Origin of the sequence: Serratia sarumanii, assembly GCF_029962605.1 — a bacterium.
GTDB lineage: Bacteria > Pseudomonadota > Gammaproteobacteria > Enterobacterales > Enterobacteriaceae > Serratia > Serratia sarumanii.
The window spans coordinates 4,266,870-4,285,455 of the sequence record NZ_CP124750.1 but is presented as its reverse complement, the minus strand read 5'-3'; the positions used below and the strand labels follow the sequence as shown (position 1 = coordinate 4,285,455).

Genomic DNA, 18,586 nt, shown 5'->3' with positions numbered 1-18,586 from the left:
GCGGGAGCATTGGGGGATAAAGCTTACTGTCTGATCAGGCGGCCGAGCGCCGGCGCCGTTTCGAAATCGCTGCGGAAGGGGTTGATGTCCAGGCCGCCGCGGCGGGTGTAGCGCGCGAACACGCTGAGTTTTTCCGGGCGGCAGCTCTGCTTGATGTCGTTGAAAATGCGCTCGACGCACTGCTCGTGGAATTCGTTGTGCTGGCGGAAGGAGATCAGGTAGCGCAGCAGGCTTTCGCGATCGATTTTGCGGCCTTCATAGCGGATCACCACGCTGCCCCAGTCCGGCTGGTTGGTGACCAGGCAGTTGGATTTCAGCAGATTGGAAGACAGCGTCTCCGACACCGGTTCCCCTCTCTCGGCCGCGCCGCTCAGGTATTCCGGTTTGAAGGCGAAGTCGTCGACCGCGATATCCAGATCGTCGATGTTGATGCCCGGCAGGCGCTCGATCTGCGCCGGGTAACCTTCCAGCCCCGGATAGAGCTTGACGGTGACCTGGCCGTTGGCCGCCTGCGACAGATCTTGCTGCATGGCGGCGCTCACCTGTTCCACGCTGTCGAAGCGCGTTTGGTTGAAGCTGTTGAGATATAGCTTGAACGACTTGGATTCGATCAGGTTCGACGAGGAGTGCGGGAAGGTAAATTCGCCGATGCCTACCACCGGCTTACCCTTGGCGTTGAGCCAGGACAGCTCGAAGGCGGTCCACAGATCAAAGCCGCTGAACGGCAGCTGCCGCTCGTCCACGCCGATCAGATCGCGGCCGCGCGCGCGCGGCAAGGCTTCGAGCAATGCGGGAGCATATTGATCCGGATAATCGGAGTTGGCGCCAAGATGGGTGATCTTATCTTGCTTTTGGATATGCATATTCATTGCCCTTTGCTTGTTCGGTATTGATGTAGCGGTTAAACAGACTGCGGGTGGCGTAGATCGGCCCGACGCCCAGCAGGGCGTAAACCACCTTGATCAGGAACTGCGACAGGATCATGGTTTTGATGATATCCCAGCTCAGCACGTTGTAGAACGCCAGCGTACAGAACACCACGCTGTCGATGGCCGAAGCCACTACGGTACTGGTGATCACGCGCACAAACAGGTAGCGGGAGTTGGTCAACTCTTTGATTTTGCAGAGCAGGTAGGAGTTGACGTTCTCGGAGATCAGATAGGCCGCCGACGAGGCCACCAGCACCGCCATGATGCTGTGTACGATGCCGTTGTAGGTCTCGCTGTACTCCCATTGCGGAATGCTCGGTACCAGCGTCGTCACCCAGACCCCCAAGACAAAGGTCAGGTTGGCGATAAACGAGATGATGATGGTGCGCCTGGCCAGCCGCAACCCGTAGAATTCGTTGAGAATGTCCACCAGAATGAACGTGAGCGGGTAGATGAAGATCGCCGGCGGCGTGATGAGATTCAGCACCGGGATTTGGATCGGCTTGACGCCGCACAGCGTTGAGAAAATATAAATCACGCTGAGCGCCACGGTAATAATCAGGTAGGCGTACCAGGATCGTTCATGGCGATCGCTGAGCTCGTAGGCGGTTTTTTGTTGGTTGTCGCCATAGAGTTTGCGGTACAGCGCCTGCAGCTCGTGCCGGCTCAGATCTTCCGATATTTCGCTGTCGGCCAGCTCATTCAGCCCCATGGTAATGGTTTTGCCGGTGGCCAATACCATGACATTGGCCGCGATGGTGCCATGCCGGGTGAAGCCCAACAGCTTGAACTTCTGATTCGGTTCCATTTATAACCTTTCTCCAACGATGTAACCCAGGAATTGCACGGTGTCCTGAGGGCGTTTGTCCATGCTTTCGCTGTCTTTGTCGTCAACCACAAAGAAGCCGCTTTTTCCCGAGTGATACAGCAAAGGCGAATCGCAAATCAGTACCGGCGGACGTTTTATGATGATGATCTCGCCGGGAATAAATGACCCTTTAATTTCGGTCTCTATTTTCATTGCCAACATGTTCGACTCATCGCCGAAGAAATAAGTCAGAGGAAACTCGGTGACCAGTTGCCCGATCTTGCGCTGCGAGACGGCCAGATAGCGCGACTGCGGGATCACCGGAATGGCGGAAGGGTTCTTGTTGCCCTCGGTGGACAGCGTCTCGTTGAGCAGCTCCAGTTTTTCCAGATCGTAGTCTTCGATCTCTTCACAGGAGACACCGAAGAAATCGGAGATCCGATTCACGGTGGATTGCTGAACGTTGTTCACTCTTCCGTCAAGAATTTTGTAGAGAGTCGTGCGCGTCAGGCCGCTGCGATTGGAAAAGGAAGCCTTGGTTTCACCGCGGGTACGCATCAGATATTCAATATTTTTAATGATGTTGATTTTGCGCTGTGCGTTGGTGGTTTTCATTGGCTGTCCTTACAAACATTACGCAGGCTTCACTATATCCTACGCACTGGCGTTGTCCAGATAAAAAGGCGCGGACGCGCGGGTAACAGGCTGATTATTGGCGGTAATTATTGTTTCTCGTCAGCCGTTTAGCGCAGTGATGTCAGCGGGGATGGCCTGCTTTCTCTGCGCGAAAGATAAAGCCGTGTAAATCAATTGATTAGGTTTTGCTTATGGAAAAGTGAACACAAAAGCCGGTTTTATGTTTACTTTTATGTTGACCAAAACCGATTTCATGGGCTACTGTTCATGCAAGCTGAAGTTTTTCTTTATGATCAAACACGGAAGCCAACAATTTTTATAATAAAAAGCCCAGAGGGGGCGTTGCCACACTCTGAGCATAATGGATAGCTTGCTACCGACACCAGGGACCCTAACTACCACGGCCGTTTGTCTACGCGATCGGCCTATTCTTTTGCACTGAATCTCCCTTTTCGAGCATCAAACACTCCCCCGTTACCGGAGGAGTGCATTAACGCGTGCGCGAAAATCAGAGCGATTTCTGTGAGGCCAGCGGTTTTTGCGCCCGGCTGAAGGCCAGTTTGAGCACCCAATACAGCAGGCTGGCGGCCACCAGAGAGTTGATGGTCGGCACGCCCCATTCGGTCGCCAGGCCAACGGCGCCGCCGACGATGCTGGCGACGATCGCCGCCCAGCCGATGGTCGGCGTTTCGCTCGGCAGCTGGCCGGTACGGCGGCTCTCGTCCAGGATCTTGCGGTGGCTGCGCAGCAGGTAATAGTCCACCAGCATGATGCCGATAATCGGCGGGAAGACCACGCCAAGCACCGTCAGGAAGTCGACAAAGCGGTCAAGAATGCCCAGCACCGACAGCGTGGTGCCAAGAATGCCGATCACCAACGTGGTGTAGGTGTACTTCAGCTTTTTGCCGGTGATGCCTTCCACCGCGTTGACGATGCCCAGCGAAGAAGAGTACAGGTTGAGATCGTTGACGCGCAGGGTGGAGAACACCACCACCAGCAAACCGGCGCCGCCGGCCGCTTGTGACATGATGGTGACCACATCGGCGGTGCCCAGGGTTTTGGCGATCAGGATCGCCAGGCCGTTCACCACGAACTCGCCGGCGATGATGGTGAAGAGCGTGACGCCGAGCACGTGCTTGCCGTTTTTGGAGTAACGAGTCAGGTCGGGGGTCATCAGGCTGGCCACGATGGCGCCGCCGACGACGATGGTGATGCCGGCGCTGATGGTCAGCGGTTCACCCGGCGGCGCCAGCTGGATGATCTCCTGCAGGTTATGGCCGGAAAGCGCGGTCACCGAAATATAGGCCACCAGCATGATGAACATCGGCACCGCGATACGGGCGGCGATGCGCAGCGCCTTGAAGCCGAATGCCACCAGGATGGTCAGCAGCGTGCCCGAGAGCCCGGCGGCCAGGCCGAAGCCCAGCTTATTGCCGAGCGCGAAGTCGAGCGACTTGGCGAAAATGGCGTTCTGAATGCCGAACCAACCCAGCAGGCTGACGGCCACCACCACGCCGATCAGCACCGAGCCCAGACGGCCGAAGCCGCACCAGCGCGCCAGCAGGCTGCCGGAAATGCCTTCGCGCATGCCCGCCAGCCCCAGGCCGTAGGTCACCACGCCGAAGATCAGGCTGCCGACGAAAATGGCGGTGAAGGCGTCAATCAGCGTCATGGAGTTGCCGAGCACGGCGCCGAGCATGAACTGGTCCAGCGCGGTCAACATGCCCATATGCACGATGGCCACGCTTAAAAACGAAACTCGTTTATCCTGCGGCACCCGGGTGAGCGGATAATCTTCGATCTTTATCACGGTGAGATCTTCCTTGCGGTTCAAATAAACTGAATGCCTTTGGTTATCAGGCGATCGGGAATGTAGTTATCCAGATTGGCGTATTTGCAGTATTCCTCAAATTGCTGCTGAGTATGCACGTTGGCCTTCTGGTAAATGTTATAAATGCGGTTTTCGATGGTCTTATTGCTGACGTTATAGATTTTGGCGATCTCTTTCACCGTAAATCGTTGCAGCATAAGGAAAATGACATCGAGTTCGGCACGGGTGAACAGCTCGTTATTGACTTCGGTGGTCAACACGCTGGGTTTTTGCTGATTGATGTATTTCAGCGGCGACAGGCTGTTCATCGGCTTGGCGTTCCAGATCACGCCAATCACCTGTTTGTCATCGTTGTACACCGGCAGCTTTTCGCTGATAAACGGCGTCAGGCTGTCTTTGCCGTACCAGTAGTGTGTTTCTATGACCGTGACCCGATCGCGCGCCGCTTCGGTCATCTTGTCATGCTCGATAAAGTCGGCGGCGGAGTCGGCCCAGTCGGCGGGGAACTCGTGGTCATATTTACCGGCGACGTCGAAATTCAGCGGCGTATTGGTATAGAGATAAGCGGCGCGGTTCATATAGAGGTGGCGGGACAGCTGATCTTTGATGCCCCAGGGTTCGCTCAGGTGCTCCATCATGGTGATGAGGCCCTTAAAATAAGATTCATTATCTTTATGCGATGAACCCATACCCACCTCTGTGCCGCTCAGGCTGCGCTACAGGCTTTTAGCCAGGTAATGGCGGGTGTGGCGATGCGCATAGTCGCCCAGCTCGCCGTAGACCCGGTAGCCCAGTTTTTCGTAGAAGCCTCTGGCCTGGAAATCGAAGGTATCGACATAGGCCATATGGCAACCGCGCTTGCGGGCTTCTTCTTCGGCCAGCTCCATCAATTGGCGGCCGTATCCGCTTTTGCGGCATTGATCGCCGACCCACAGATACTGCACTTCCAGGCCGCCCCACCAGGTGCGTGCGACCAGGCCGCCGACGATCTGCTGGTTGTCGTCGGTGACGGTCAGGAACAGCGGGTGAATGTCTACGGGCTGGGTTTTGTGATTGTGCGCCCAAAGGCTGTCGATAACGAACTCTTCATCCTGCGGGTTGGGTTTGTCGGTGATATTAATATTCATTTTTAATATAATTCCCTGATTTAATTATTCAAAACCGAACTAGGCGCTTTCGCTCCAACCGCTTCTAATATCACTTTAATTAATGTATTTCAAGGGTGGTTTTCACCCTTTTCCACCCGGTGAGCGGGCGCTTATAGTAGGCGTCACAGGGAGAAGAAAATAGTGAACAGGCGGTATTAAAACGCTGAAATGCCCTGCCAACACCATCTATTCCTACTTGCGCCTCACCAGGGCCCCACCGGGAAAACTGCAGTACTGTATGGCTCCACCGGATAGAGCAAGCTCACTTGCCGACGGGGGAGCCACTTTGTTTTTTGACGCCCCCATCCGCGACCACCCTTCACCGTCTCAGATAGTAAACACTCTTCTCATCAGAAGATATGCGCCGCAGATGAAAATGTGGACGATACCTTCCAATCCGCGGATTCAGTCTTCTGCGATGACGCTGCTCAGCGCCGGCTCGATGGCCGCGCCCAGCATGGCGCCGTGCCCTAAGGCGGGCCACTCCCGATAGCCGACGGTGAGACCGCCGAGCTGCGCCAGCTGTTCGGCCAGCAAATGCGTTGCATCTGCCGGCAGAGTGGGGCTCTTCACGCCGGGCGGAGCCGCGCGATCGCGTTCCGCCAGGCCAACCCACAGTTGCAGCCTTGTCGCCGGCACCGCACGTCGTTCCGTCATCTGCTGCGCTTCTTGCAGGATCATGCCGTTACCCCACCACAGCGAGGGTTCCACGGCGATGTAGCGCTGGAAGGCGGCGGGATGGGTGAACAGCGTGTGCAGAACGAAGAGCCCGCCGTAGGAGTGGCCCCACAGCGTTTGCCGCTGCGGATCGACCGCCAGTTTGGCGGCGATCGCCGGTTTGATCCGAGTTTCAATCAATTGCAGGAACGCATCCGCGCCCCCGCCGGCCCGCGGCGCTTTCTTCATGCCTGCCGGCAGAGGGAGCGTATAGTCGTAGGCGCGGCCGGCGGCATCGATGCGCAGATCATTGTCATAACCGATCATCACCAGCACCGGCGGCCGCTTCGCCGCTGCCAATTTGGCCAGTAAGGCGGCGTTCAACTCCATCAGCACCGCATTGCCGTCGAGGAAATAAACCGTTGGATAGCCGTCAGGCGCAGGCGCCCGACGCGGCTGGGCGATGCGCACACGGTAATGCCGTTGGCCATCGGCGGAGGTGAAGCGCAGATCGCTGAAACGATAATCCGCAGAATCGCTATCGGCTACGGTAGTGCCGATCTTGCGTTCCAAATCGGGCCTGGCCAGCACGGAGCCCGGCAGCCAAAGGCCGATGGCGAGCGCCAGAAGCGCGGAGATAAAATGCCGGTTGGACAAGAACATGCGGATCAACATCCTCGAAAAAGGCCGATAGTAGCATCCGTTCGCGTCAGGCAAAAACCTACCTTTAGGGTGGACATTCCGACCGCGGAACCCGGAAGCGCGCCGCCAGTTGCTTTGCCGGGTTAATAGCAACTCATTGTTATTATTGGTAAGTCAGGAATAAGAAGGATTATCATTAATTAGAAATGGTTATGATTTTTATGCGGGGAGAAACGGCGAGGGCGGATGAAAACACACGGTTATCAACGATTTTGAGCAAAAAAAGCCCTATAAAATAGGGCAAAGACACACAACAACACCAGGGAAACTTTCCGGTATCTTATATTATAGCTTCCTATACATATAGAACATTTTATTATAAATATGTAAGTGATTCTTATTAATCGTTTAATGCCATTATTTTTCAAATGGTTATGTGGTCTGGCTGAGGTATTGTTCTTGGGCCGGGCGTGGGCTGCCAGGGATTGCCGGCAGGGGTTTTGCTGTAACGGTGGCATGAACCGGCGAGGTCGGCGGCCCGATACTCCCTCAGGGCAATACCGGCCGGCAGGCCGCGAACATGCCGGCCGGTATTGCCGATCTTCACCGTGGGGCCAGGTGAAAATCAGTGCTGTTGCAGCGTCAGCATCTCGCCAAGCAAAACATCGGTCGGCGGCAGAATATCCGTATCCAGCCCGGCGGAAGGGGTAAAGGTCAGCTCGCCAAAAATGATTCGGCCTTGCGAGATGTAGAAATCAACGCGAACAAACTCGAAGGGCGCGGACAAGCGTGAGGCGTACTCAAACAGCTCATCGTAGCCCTCTGGCTTCACGAAGGCATCTATTTCTTCCTGGCTCAAGGCCAGACAGTCATCGCTGTAGCACAGAAACTTGAAATCTTTATCAAAGAAGTAATACTTCGGCGACCCGGTATCCCTGCCGACACACAGTAAGGTGCAGTAAGGCACGCCGCGGAAGCAATAGATCTTATAGTCTTCAGGCCCGTGACCATTGGCCGATTCGATATACTTCTCGCCAATGATCTTTTTTTGTATCCCTTTGTAGTTGAGTTCTACATAGGTTTTCCAATAATCGTCTTTCATCCAGCCGTCGATCAATTTTTTGGCGCTCGTGATATTCAGCAATTTTTTATTCTGGCAAATCAGGTTATACCCGGAACCGTGATTCCCTTTGATCACAAATTTGTCCGGCAACGTGTCCCACGGAATATCGTTTACTGAATCGCAGGCAAAGTACAATTCATTCAGGATCTCTTCGCACCCCTTTTCTTTGATGTACTCTCTCACCGCATATTTATCTGCGCATTGCTTTACCAACGCATTGTGACTATAGCCATTCAACTTCAGGTGATTGATCTTTTCATTCCAGGTGGACGGCGTCTGCAAGTTTAACGGTTTGCCAAACGCTTTTTTGTAGAGCAATCTGGCCTTGAATTCGGGGGCCAATACGGCCAGCTGCTTTATAATAAATTTAATAATTTGTCTTTTCATATACGTCATTCCATCATAGCGCTGTGATAATGATTAAGGCGTGCTCGTGATTAAAACGTGGGAGAGACACCTTCACTTCGCCATTGAAGTGCACTCGGCGTTGTACTCAGATCAAACGGCTGTTGTTCTAAAGCGCGATTAAGAATACGGGCCGATCGCCACGCCATCAGGCTCAACTGCGGATCGGCAATGCCGTGATTATGCATACTGGCGTTCATGGCGAATAAGCAGTTCTCCGCAGGGCCTTCCCACTCAAAGGTAAAGTCGGGGGCGATGCGGTATTCGCCATCCGCAGTGGTCAGCAAACGGTGGGCCAAAGGCTCAAGGAACTCTGGCGTTGCCGATTGGTAACCGGTGGCAAAGATCACCACGTCCGCCTTGAAGGCTTCTTCGCCGTGATCGAGATGATGGCGCGTTTCGAGTTGGTAGGCGTTATCCAGCGTGTGTTTCACGGCCGTCAGCGAACGGCTGGGCAGCAGGCGCACCCATAATTTCTCGCGCAGGACGTCGAAGCGGTGGTACATGGCGCGATAAATCGCCAGCAGCGACTCACTGGTGATGCCGTCTGAGGTCATCTTCTGTTCGGCCAGCATATGCCGCTTGGCCGCGCTATCCAGCGAGTAAAAGCTCTCGACGTAATCGGGCGTGAAATATTCGTTGGCAAAGGCCGCTTCATCGAGCGCGTTGTAATTGTTGCGGCGCGATATCCAGTCGAGCTGTTCCGGTTGCCCCCATTCCCCTTTAAAAATATTCAGGAACAGGTCGGCGCCGCTCTGGCCGCCGCCGACGATCGCCACGCGTTTGCCTGTCAGATCGGGGTTGCGCAGCATCATTTCGCTGGCATGGAAACAGCGATCGCTTTGCGCCGTCACGCAATCAGGCAACTTTATTTTCTTGCCAATCCCAATGCTGACGTGCCTGGCGTGGAAGACCTTATTCGAGGTGGTCACCACGAACTGACGCTGCCGATCGTCAAACTCGACCCGTTGAACGTCTTGATTAAATGCTAATGAGCGCATGCCGCCGGCGGCCCAGGAGAGGTAATCGGCAAACTCTTCACGCGATGCGGTGCGCTGTTCCGTGGTCAGGAAACGGTAGAACTTCCTGTTTTTTACCAGATAGTTGAGAAAGCTGTACCGGTTGGTTGGGGCAACCGCGCTCACCAGGTCTTTTAAAAAGTTGGTCTGCATGCTGCAATCCGCCAGGATCATCCCTGGGTGCCAGGAGAAATGGGGTTTGCGTTCCAGGAATTGCCCCGTAAATCCCTCTATTTCACTCCCTAAGGCCGCCAGGCTAAGATTCGACGGGCCAAGGCCAATACCGATGATATCCAAACGCTGATTCATTAATAAGCTCCAGTATAATGAGAATAATACCCAGAAATACGGCTGCAGAAGGGCGGCTTATAGCAACCAGGCTGCCTTTTTCTTATAAGTAAGCTTCACGAATTAAATGTAATTAAAGGTGTGCGGGCCAAAAATACCGCATTATTTAAATGCCCGTTTAGAATTCGGTAGCTCATCAGGTAAAGGCTACGGGCGTATTTCTTTCCATGAAAGTCCCAATGAAAGCTTGCGTGTGTTATAATTAACTCGTTTAGGTATAAATCCGATAAAGTCTTATTTATCATTCCATAAAAACGCCAACCCAGGGAAAAGAAAAGCCGTTGGGTTTTCATCAGTTGTTCTCGTGTCGACGCTGGTCTGCGTTCGTCTTATGTCTCTGGGATCAAGTATTCGTTGCTTAGAATAGCCCTAAAATGCGTCCTGGGAAGGTGAAATAACATGATATTAGAAGCAGAGGGCGTTTTGAAAATATGAAATTAAAAGTGAAATTATGAAATTAGCCTGTTGTGATTTGTTTTTTGTCATATGATTCAACGTGTTAAAGTGTTACTTGTAATGGTGTGGCGAGCCAGTGAGCAGGGGTTTTTCCTGCTGCAGTGAGCCTCTTCCTTCGCTGTATCCCTCCTGAATCCTAAGCATTCCCTCCCTGCGGGCACTCATCGGCTGAGCAAAGATTGCTCATGCTGCATGCAAAATGCGCTGTTCGTTTAGTGGACACCGGCTCAATGCCGGCGGAAGGTCAGAGAGGCTGGCCGTCACGCTCGACGTGGTTACGTTGTGAGGAAGACTTGTCTAACCGCGCGGCGGTTAATTGTTCGTGTGATAGGAAGATTCTTATGTTTCAGCTATAATCCGCGCCAGGAGTAGGTCTAAGAGAGCGATTATGAGGTTCTTAATCAATAACCGAATTATCTTCGATGAGGATAACTCGACGCTGGCGTTGGCGGAGGAGAACCTCGAACCGGTGACGCTCACCACGATAGCCAATCGTCTGCTCGCGCTGTTGGTAAAAAATAACGGCATCTTGATTAGCCGGGACTTTATTTTTTCCACCGTCTGGGACGATCATGGCAAAACGGCCTCGAACAGTAACCTGAACAACTATATCGCCAGCCTGCGCCGTACATTTGCCGGCTTGGGAGAGAGCGAAATTCTGGTTACCGTGCCGAGGCAGGGATTTATGTTTACCGCCGCCAGCATTCATTCCGTGGCGGACAATATGACGCAGGACGAAACTGTTCCAGCCGCGCCTTTACCCGTCCGGCGCCGTTGCGATGCCATTTTACCTAAGGTAACGCTGCTGTTTATCGGGATTGCGTTGGTATTGGCGGGCGTTTACTTTTTTACCGAACGTTACGACACCGCTTATCAGACCCAGATCGCCAGCTACAAATCTTGCCGCGTGGAGACGCTGAACGCCAGCGAGCGGATCGACGAGCGGTATATTGCCGACGCCCTGGAAAGGCTCAAAAGCCGTGGTTTTGATTGTGATGTACCGGCAACGGTTTATTACTCTCGATTGACATACCATTATACGAACTACAAAAAGCTGATTGATTTCATCTCGTATTGCCCGAAACACCGCGTTAAGAATATGGATGCGCACTGTGAAGATGAGTTTGAGGTGATCAATGAAGGTTAGCTCGCGCCGTGCTTTCTACCTGGCATTATCTGCTGCTATTGCCCTTGTTATTGTTATATTGATTTATTTATTGACCGCCTCGCGAGATTTCCCTGAGTGCAATGCGTCTTTATCGACGACGCGCATGACGCCGAATGGGACGGTAACCAGCGGTTTGTACGTGAACATCGTGCGTTCAGGATGGCGCCGCGCGACCATTACGCTTAACGGTTTAGCCTATCGGGATGGAAAGAAGCAGGTGATAGCCCGCGTGCTCGAAACGAAGTATCACTATCATCGTGGGTACTACTATGTCGCCATTGAAAAGAAAATCCTTCAATCCATGGATAACTTCACCTACTCGGATGCGCAGACCTTTCTGTTGGGTGAGGAAAAACATTACTATGTTTTAAAAATTGCCAAATTGAATGATGACAATTTTATTATGTACTACGGCAGGCAGCCTGAGTTGCTGTGTTCCGTAACCAGAAAATGATGGAAACATCCCATAATGAGACGATTATGGGATGTGGTTGGTGATGGCGTGTATAGCAAATAACGGCAGGTTGAACGTGTCCGTGAACGGACATCTTGCTGTTTTTGTATCACTGGTAGTGAAAAACGTTACTCAATTATGGAATATAAACCACTTCGCAAGGTTGGCGGCCTGCATTTTCTCGGCAGGATACGAGCATTTTCTCTTCAAACTGCCTGTTATCCTGCGTGATTTTGTTATAGTAATAAACTTTAGTCTTTTTCTGGCAATTGACATAGGCCTTTACCATGTCGGTTACCGTTTCCTTCTCTGAGTAATCCCACCCCATGTTGTATATTTGGCAACCCGCGAACTGAGTGCCGCTGAATAGGTTGTTACGCACGGAGTACTGATGGCTGGCCATGATCAATGCAGCGATGCTGATGAATAGGATGAGATTAACCCATTTATTCCAACTCTGAAACTGCCGCCAGGCCGATAATAGTTTTCCGCTACCACGCCCTCTGGGGGCGGCTTGCCCCGGCGGTTGCGTGGGAACAGCGGTTTCCTCCATTATGTTTTGTTCTTTTTCAGGTTCGGCAGTGGCATGTCGGCTAATTTTTTTTGCAACGAACTTAAAGCCTTGCCGAGGGTAAGTGATTATCAACTCCGTCTCGCCAAGTTGCGCCAGATGGCGACGCAATAGTGAGATATAGTTATTCAAGTTGCTGTTTGTTCCTTTTAGTCCTCGTTCTTCCCAGACCTCTTCAAGTAATTGTTGACGCTTAATCAACATTTCATTGTTCCTGACGAAAATAGAAAGCAAACGGCAAGCCGCGGCCGCTAGCGGCTGCATATTGTGCGGGGCATTGACGCTCTCCAGGGTTCCTTCGTATTCATTGAACTTAACCCTTCCGTTTATAATGAAAATCATAGGAATCCTCTCATTTTTTGTTTCGGGAAGGGATTTTGCGCTGAGAGGTTATATTTTTCAATAACCCTGATTCTCTGTGTTTTCCAATAATATTGATATCTGTCACTAAGTGATAATTTATCCATAATGAATTTTTTATGGAGATCTAACTATTGAACTAAAAGATGTCATTTTTAGACTATATGTGTAATTTAATGGTATTTATTGGGTTTTAATCTCGTATTTATCGTGTTTGATGAAATAATATTTCAAGATTGCGGCAGGGGCGCTAAAGTGGCTTCACCCCGGCGATGGAGGATTTCATCGGTTGGGAAAACAGAATGGGTAATTGGTTTATTTCTTGAATAGTATGTGGCTGACCTATTAACCATGGTTATCCACTACATCAGTAATAGCCGCGTGAAAAGGCGGCTTGGTTTTTTAAAGCATCAGGCCAGGCCGTTGATACACATTACTCATTGTTAAGAAAATACCTTATGTATTAATACGATTAAGGATAATTGGTTATATGAAACTGAATAAAATCATGCTGGCTGCCGTCATGGCGTTTGGTGTTTCTTCTGTGGCTCATGCTGCGGTTAAAGATCAAGGGCACGGTAAAGTGACCTTCAGCGGCTCTATTATCGATGCGCCTTGCTCTATCGCGCCTGAGTCAATCGATCAGACCGTTGAGCTGGGCGCCATCTCCAACGTGGCGCTGAAAAACGGCGGTAAATCCACGCCGCGTAACTTCCAGATCAAGCTGGAAAACTGCGAGCTGACCACCGTCGAGCCAGGCAAAAACAACACTGTTTCGCTGACTTTCTCAGGTTCAGCGTCGGAAGCGGACAGCAAGCTGCTGGGCATCACCGGTACCGCTAAAGGGGCTGGCATCGCCATCACCGACGGCGCCGGCACTAACATCGAACTGGGCAAGGCTTCTAAAGCACGTGATCTGCAGAACGGCGCCAACACCCTGAGTTTCTCCGCTTACCTGCAGGGCAGCAGCGCGTCCAATGCGACGATCGTTCCGGGTGAATTCCAGTCTGTTGCCGACTTTACCCTGGCTTACCAGTAATTCGTTAGCCTAACGAAATACGCATGATTATTGGCATGTGGGGCAACCCGCATGCCATTTATAGGGAATCGTTATTTCACGGGAAGAGATAATGAAGCATCAGATAACAAAGTTAGGGGCGTTTTGCCTATTGTCGGTGCCGTTGTTCTTTGTGTCGCAGGCTATTGCTGCTTCACAGGGCGAGGGGCGCGTCAATATGCAAGGAGCCATTAATGATGCAGCTTGTGCGATCGCTATGGAAAGCCGTGAACAGATTATCGATATGGAGGTTATTCCTGTCTCCGATATTGCTCGCGATGGGCAGGGGAAAAACGTCTCTTTCAGTATCAAGTTAGTGAATTGCATCTTGGAGAGAGCAGATAAAAAGTTACCGGGTTGGAAGCAATTTCAGGTGGCTTTTGATGGCCATGCCGATGGCGAAATGTTTGGCATTCGCGGAGAAGCCTCCGGAGTGGCGTTAAAAATAAGCGATGATGACGGCAATATCGCCAGGCCGGGCATGCCGTTGCCGTTAATGAATATTCCTCTGGGGAGTTATCGGTTGAATTACGTCATAAACCTCATGGCGAATCGTCAACCATTAACGGCGGGAAGTTATTTTTCATCGGTTAGATTCAAAATGGATTATTACTGAGTCGATCGACTATTTCAGGGAAGTTAACAGATAGAAGGTTTGGAACATGATGTTTTTGCCTGCCGGAAAGTCATTTCGTTTATCTATTCTGAGTGCCTGGGTGGCGTTGTGCTGCTTTGGTTTCACCTCTGCTGCCGGCGCTCAGGAAGAAATCCAGTTCAATATTGATGTACTGGACGTGAACGATCGCAAAAACATCGATCTGAGCCAGTTCGCTCGCAGCGGCTACATTATGCCGGGCACTTACGGTATGGCGGTGCACGTCAATAAAAGTGATTTGCCGGAACAGCAAATCGCTTTCTATGCGCCGGATGATGATCCTAACGGCAGCCGCGCCTGCGTTTCGCGTTCTTTAGTGGAGCAGTTGGGGCTGAAAACGGCGCTGTACCGAGACTTGAGTTGGTGGCATCAGGGGGAGTGCCTGGATGAGGCCAGCTTGAAAGGCATGGAAGTGCGCGGTGACCTGGCCACTTCGTCACTTTATCTCAGCATTCCGCAGGCCTATCTGGACTATGTTTCGGAGGATTGGGATCCGCCGTCGCGCTGGGATGAAGGCATTCCGGGGCTGTTGCTTGATTACAACCTCAGTGCGCAAACTCAGCATCAGATACAGGCGGGTACGCGTGGTTATAGCATGAGCGGTAACGGCACGGCGGGGGCTAACCTGGGGGCCTGGCGGTTGCGGGCAGATTGGCAGGCGCAGCTAAATCACCAGACCGGGTCGGGGCAACCGACTGACAAGCGTTTGGATTGGAGCCGTTACTATGCTTATCGGGCCGTGCCGGCGTTGCGATCAAAACTGACGCTTGGTGAAGGGTATCTTGATTCCGGGCTGTTCGACAGCTTCCGCTTCGGCGGCCTGAGCCTGCGCTCTGACGACAACATGTTGCCGCCTAACCTGCGTGGTTATGCGCCGGAGGTGACGGGAGTCGCGAAGAGCAATGCCAAAGTGATTATCAGCCAACAGGGGCGGGTGTTATACGAGACCATGGTCGCGGCGGGGCCGTTCCGCATCCAGGATCTGAATGATGCGGTGTCCGGCGATTTGGACGTACGGGTGGAAGAGCAAGACGGCAGCGTGCAGGCGTTCACGATGAGCACCGCCAGCATTCCGTATCTGACGCGGCCGGGATCGCTGCGCTACAAGCTGGCTTTGGGTAAACCCTCCGATCTCGATCACCGCTATCGCGGGCCGCTGTTCGGCACCGGTGAGTTTTCCTGGGGGGTGAGCAACGGCTGGTCGTTGTACGGCGGCGGGCTGTTGGGGGGAGATTATAACGCTGCGGCGCTGGGCATCGGCCGCGATCTGATGATGCTGGGGGCGCTGTCGTTTGACGTCACTCAGTCGCGCGCCAAGTTGCCGTATAACGACGAAACGCTGGGCGGCGGTTCATACCGCCTCAGCTATTCGAAGAGTTTCGATGAGCTGGACAGCCAGGTGACTTTTGCCGGCTACCGTTTCTCGGAACAGAATTTTATGAGCATGAGTGAATATCTGGATGCGCGCGAGTACGGCCGGCGTTTCGGCAACAGCAAGGAGATGTACACCATTACCTATAACCAACAACTGCGGGACCTGGGGGTGAGCGCTTATCTCAACTACAGCCATCAGACTTATTGGGATAAACCGGCCAACGATCGTTATAACTTGACGCTGTCGCGCTATTTCGACGTCGGCCGCTTCAAAAATCTGGCGCTGTCGCTGTCGGCGTATCGTAACCGTTACAACGAGCGCAACGACGACGGCATGTATCTGTCGCTGTCGCTGCCGTGGGGCAACGGCGCCACGTTAAGCTACAACGCGACGCTCAGCCGCAATGACAACACTCATCGGGCAAGCTATTACGATCGCCTCGACGGCCGCAGCAACTATCAGCTCAGCGCCGGCGCTTCGCGCAGCGGCGCCAACCTAAGCGGTTATTTCAACCGCGACGGCGATATGGCGCGGGTAACCGCTAACGCCGGCTATCAGCAGGACAGATACAGCGCTTTCGGCCTGTCGGCACAGGGGGGCATAACGCTGACCGCAGAAGGCGGAGCGTTGCACCGCAGCAACCTGCCGGGCGGCACCCGCTTGCTGCTGGATACCGAAGGAGTGGGCGGGGTGCCGGTGCGCGGCTATGGCAGCGTTGCAGAGACCAACCGCTGGGGGAAAGCGGTGGTGGCGGATGTCAACAGCTACTACCGCAACAAGGCCAGCATCGATCTGGACGAGCTGGGCGATGGCGCCGAGGCGATCAAATCGGTGGTGCAGGCGACGCTGACCGAAGGCGCCATCGGCTACCGCAAGTTTGAAGTGATTGCCGGGGAGAAAGCGATGGCGGTGATCAAGTTGGCGGATGGCAGCGAGCCGCCGTTCGGCGCCACGGTGCGGAACGCGCGGAAACAGGAAACCGGCATCGTCAACGACGGCGGCAGCGTGTATCTGAGCGGTATCAAAGCCGGAGAAAATATGACCGTGCACTGGGGGGGCACAGCACAGTGCGAAGTGCAAATGCCGATGTTATTGCCGCCAGAAATGCTGGTGAATAATTTACTGCTTCCTTGCCGGGTATTAGCGGGAGCGGATGAATTGAAAAGTGGAGCGTAAATTGAAAAAGCTAATTTCCCTTATATTTGCTTTGCCCATCTGTTTTTATAGTGCAATGGTACAGGCAACGTACGTAGAGGGGTGGTACTCCGATTGGCGCTGGATTGATCCGCCTAGCAATAATAGCTATCCGAGGTTAGGTGAATTAGATTTTAATTTTACTACGGTTGTTTTTCAGGCTGGCGACGAGGCATTTGGTGATATTAATAAGGAAGGTAAGTTAGACTGTTTCGGTTTTTGTAAACTGCAGTTTCGCACCATCGATGCATTTGGGAATAGTGTACAGTCTAAAGGTCTTACCTTTGCATATGGAAGCGTCAAATTTAGTGTTGACGAGGCAAATGCAGTGATGAGAAATATTTTGCCCTTAGCGGAAACAGTTCAATTTAGACGCAGGGAAGAGCGTCATCCGTACTGTTTAGAATTACGACTATCAACGGGGTGGACCTCTTACCTATTAGGTTCCGACTGCACTGGTTTATTGCCGCCTCTGCCGCCAATTACGCCGCGCCCACCGGAGCCGCTTTCTTGCGCGGTGACATGGCAAAGCAGCGGCGAGATTGATTTTGGCGTGATGACGCCGGGTGAAAACAAAGTGAAGGGCATTGCCGCCAAACTGGCCTGCCAGGGCGGGACTTCGGGAAAAGCCCGCCTCAGATTTACCGATGTCAATCAGGTGGGGGCAAATACGGTAACGCTGCGTAAGAGCGGCACGAGTGATCAAATAAAAGCGAAGCTGTCGATTGGCGATCCAAATTCGTCTAATGAGCAGGTGATTGACGTCTCGCCAGGTTTTAATGCGACCTATGCCTTCGTAGCCAAATTGGACGGCGCGCAGCTGAGCGGTATTGACGGCGGCACTTTTTCAGGCAATGCGCTGATTGTGTTTGAAGTCATTTAGCAGTTTTAAATTTTATGCCGTTATTTAATTCGGTGGCTGAGGTATTTATTGAGCTGCCGGGAGGAAGGTTATTTATGAATATATCTATGCAATATAATGTCTCGCGAGCCGTACCGGCAATAGCATTAATTGGCAGTGTCTTTTTGTCGATGTCGTCACAGGCGGCCATTGCCTTGGATCGCACCCGCGTTATTTTCGATGGCGGCCTGCAGTCGGTGAGCCTGAGCGTTAGCAACCAGAATAAGCAGCTGCCTTATTTAGCGCAGGGCTGGCTGGAAGACGAGCAGGGCAACAAGATTCAAAGCCCGTTGACGGTGCTGCCGCCGGTGCAGCGTATTGAGCCGGGCAAGCCAAGCCAGGTGAAGATCCAGGCGTTGCCGGCGGCCAAACAGCTGCCGCAGGACAGGGAAACGCTGTACTACTTTAACCTGCGTGAGATCCCGCCGAAGAGCAACAAGCCGAACTCGCTGCAGATCGCGCTGCAGACGCGTATCAAGCTGTTTTATCGCCCGGCGGCGATAGCGCCGGAACGCAACGCTGCGCCGTGGCAGGAGCAATTAACGCTGACCAGGCAAGGCGATAAATACATAGTCAATAACCCGACGCCGTATTACGTCACCCTTATCGATGCGGCCAGCCGTAAAGGCGCTGCGGGCGCGCAAAACTTCGAACCGTTTATGGTGCCGCCGAAGGGCAGCGCGCCATTGTCGGTGAGCGCCGCGACCTTGGGCGGTAATCCAGTGCTGACCTATATCAATGACTATGGCGGCCGGCCGCAGCTGGCGTTCAATTGTCAGGCGGGTAAATGCAGCGTAGTACCGGAGAAGAAAAGCTCGTGAGATAACCGGCGGCCGCAGTTAAAGGAGA

General features: G+C 52.9%; 17 protein-coding genes. 7 read left to right on the top strand and 10 right to left on the bottom strand.

The annotated features are described in order from the left end of the window. Positions 1-23: 23 nt before the first annotated feature. The 9 genes from queF to SSARUM_RS20270 all read right to left on the bottom strand — a co-directional run bounded on the left by queF (position 24) and on the right by SSARUM_RS20270 (position 9,507). Positions 24-863 (bottom strand): NADPH-dependent 7-cyano-7-deazaguanine reductase QueF, encoded by an 840-nt coding sequence (gene queF / locus SSARUM_RS20310; protein WP_039567184.1) that lies wholly within the window; start codon positions 861-863, stop codon positions 24-26. Then, complete coding sequence (locus SSARUM_RS20305; protein ID WP_004937338.1) at positions 841-1,737, bottom strand: queuosine precursor transporter; 897 nt, start codon at positions 1,735-1,737, stop codon at positions 841-843. The genes queF and SSARUM_RS20305 overlap by 23 nt, the downstream gene beginning before the upstream one ends. Then, the gene (locus SSARUM_RS20300; protein WP_033636033.1) at positions 1,738-2,352 is read right to left on the bottom strand and encodes a helix-turn-helix domain-containing protein; all 615 of its coding nucleotides are present in this window, start codon (positions 2,350-2,352) and stop codon (positions 1,738-1,740) included. 529 nt (positions 2,353-2,881) lie between these two features. Continuing rightward, entirely contained in the window at positions 2,882-4,183 is a 1,302-nt protein-coding gene (locus tag SSARUM_RS20295) for a cytosine permease (protein ID WP_033649111.1), read from the bottom strand. A 20-nt stretch (positions 4,184-4,203) separates the two neighbouring features. Next, a complete protein-coding gene (locus SSARUM_RS20290; protein ID WP_060422946.1) occupies positions 4,204-4,893 on the bottom strand; it encodes a helix-turn-helix transcriptional regulator in 690 nt (229 codons plus the stop codon). Positions 4,894-4,920: 27 nt separating this feature from the next. Continuing rightward, a complete protein-coding gene (locus SSARUM_RS20285; RefSeq protein ID WP_004937348.1) occupies positions 4,921-5,331 on the bottom strand; it encodes a GNAT family N-acetyltransferase in 411 nt (136 codons plus the stop codon). Between the two features lie 426 nt (positions 5,332-5,757). After that, positions 5,758-6,672 carry an alpha/beta hydrolase gene (locus SSARUM_RS20280; RefSeq protein WP_049213299.1) on the bottom strand — a complete coding sequence of 305 codons (915 nt, stop codon included), beginning with the start codon at positions 6,670-6,672 and terminating at the stop codon, positions 5,758-5,760. A 604-nt stretch (positions 6,673-7,276) separates the two neighbouring features. Further along, the gene (locus SSARUM_RS20275; RefSeq protein WP_060426977.1) at positions 7,277-8,161 is read right to left on the bottom strand and encodes an ATP-grasp fold amidoligase family protein; all 885 of its coding nucleotides are present in this window, start codon (positions 8,159-8,161) and stop codon (positions 7,277-7,279) included. Positions 8,162-8,211: 50 nt separating this feature from the next. Next, a complete protein-coding gene (locus tag SSARUM_RS20270) occupies positions 8,212-9,507 on the bottom strand; it encodes a lysine N(6)-hydroxylase/L-ornithine N(5)-oxygenase family protein (RefSeq protein ID WP_033649094.1) in 1,296 nt (431 codons plus the stop codon). Between the two features lie 883 nt (positions 9,508-10,390). Between SSARUM_RS20270 and SSARUM_RS20265 the strand changes: the two genes are divergently transcribed. Both SSARUM_RS20265 and SSARUM_RS20260 read left to right on the top strand, forming a co-directional pair. Further along, on the top strand, positions 10,391-11,149 hold the full coding sequence (locus SSARUM_RS20265; RefSeq protein ID WP_033649095.1) for a winged helix-turn-helix domain-containing protein: 759 nt from the start codon (positions 10,391-10,393) through the stop codon (positions 11,147-11,149). After that, a complete protein-coding gene (locus tag SSARUM_RS20260; protein WP_033636027.1) occupies positions 11,139-11,624 on the top strand; it encodes a hypothetical protein in 486 nt (161 codons plus the stop codon). Before SSARUM_RS20265 ends, SSARUM_RS20260 begins: the two co-directional genes overlap by 11 nt. Before the next feature lie 136 nt (positions 11,625-11,760). On the opposite strand, the gene SSARUM_RS20255 is transcribed toward SSARUM_RS20260, so the two are convergent. After that, positions 11,761-12,537: a transcriptional regulator gene (locus tag SSARUM_RS20255; protein ID WP_050438976.1), complete on the bottom strand. Its 777-nt coding sequence runs from the start codon at positions 12,535-12,537 to the stop codon at positions 11,761-11,763. A 508-nt stretch (positions 12,538-13,045) separates the two neighbouring features. Between SSARUM_RS20255 and SSARUM_RS20250 the strand changes: the two genes are divergently transcribed. From SSARUM_RS20250 to SSARUM_RS20230, 5 genes are all read left to right on the top strand, one after another. After that, on the top strand, positions 13,046-13,594 hold the full coding sequence (locus tag SSARUM_RS20250; protein ID WP_033649096.1) for a fimbrial protein: 549 nt from the start codon (positions 13,046-13,048) through the stop codon (positions 13,592-13,594). Positions 13,595-13,685: 91 nt separating this feature from the next. Next, positions 13,686-14,228, top strand: coding sequence for a fimbrial protein (locus SSARUM_RS20245; RefSeq protein ID WP_033649097.1), 543 nt, complete (start codon positions 13,686-13,688; stop codon positions 14,226-14,228). A 46-nt stretch (positions 14,229-14,274) separates the two neighbouring features. After that, positions 14,275-16,818, top strand: a complete 2,544-nt coding sequence (locus tag SSARUM_RS20240) for an outer membrane usher protein (protein ID WP_060426984.1) — start codon at positions 14,275-14,277, stop codon at positions 16,816-16,818. A gap of 1 nt (position 16,819) precedes the next feature. Then, positions 16,820-17,719: a hypothetical protein gene (locus tag SSARUM_RS20235; RefSeq protein ID WP_130042396.1), complete on the top strand. Its 900-nt coding sequence runs from the start codon at positions 16,820-16,822 to the stop codon at positions 17,717-17,719. Between the two features lie 86 nt (positions 17,720-17,805). Then, positions 17,806-18,558, top strand: coding sequence for a fimbria/pilus periplasmic chaperone (locus SSARUM_RS20230; RefSeq protein WP_060430990.1), 753 nt, complete (start codon positions 17,806-17,808; stop codon positions 18,556-18,558). The last annotated feature ends 28 nt before the right edge of the window (positions 18,559-18,586 follow it).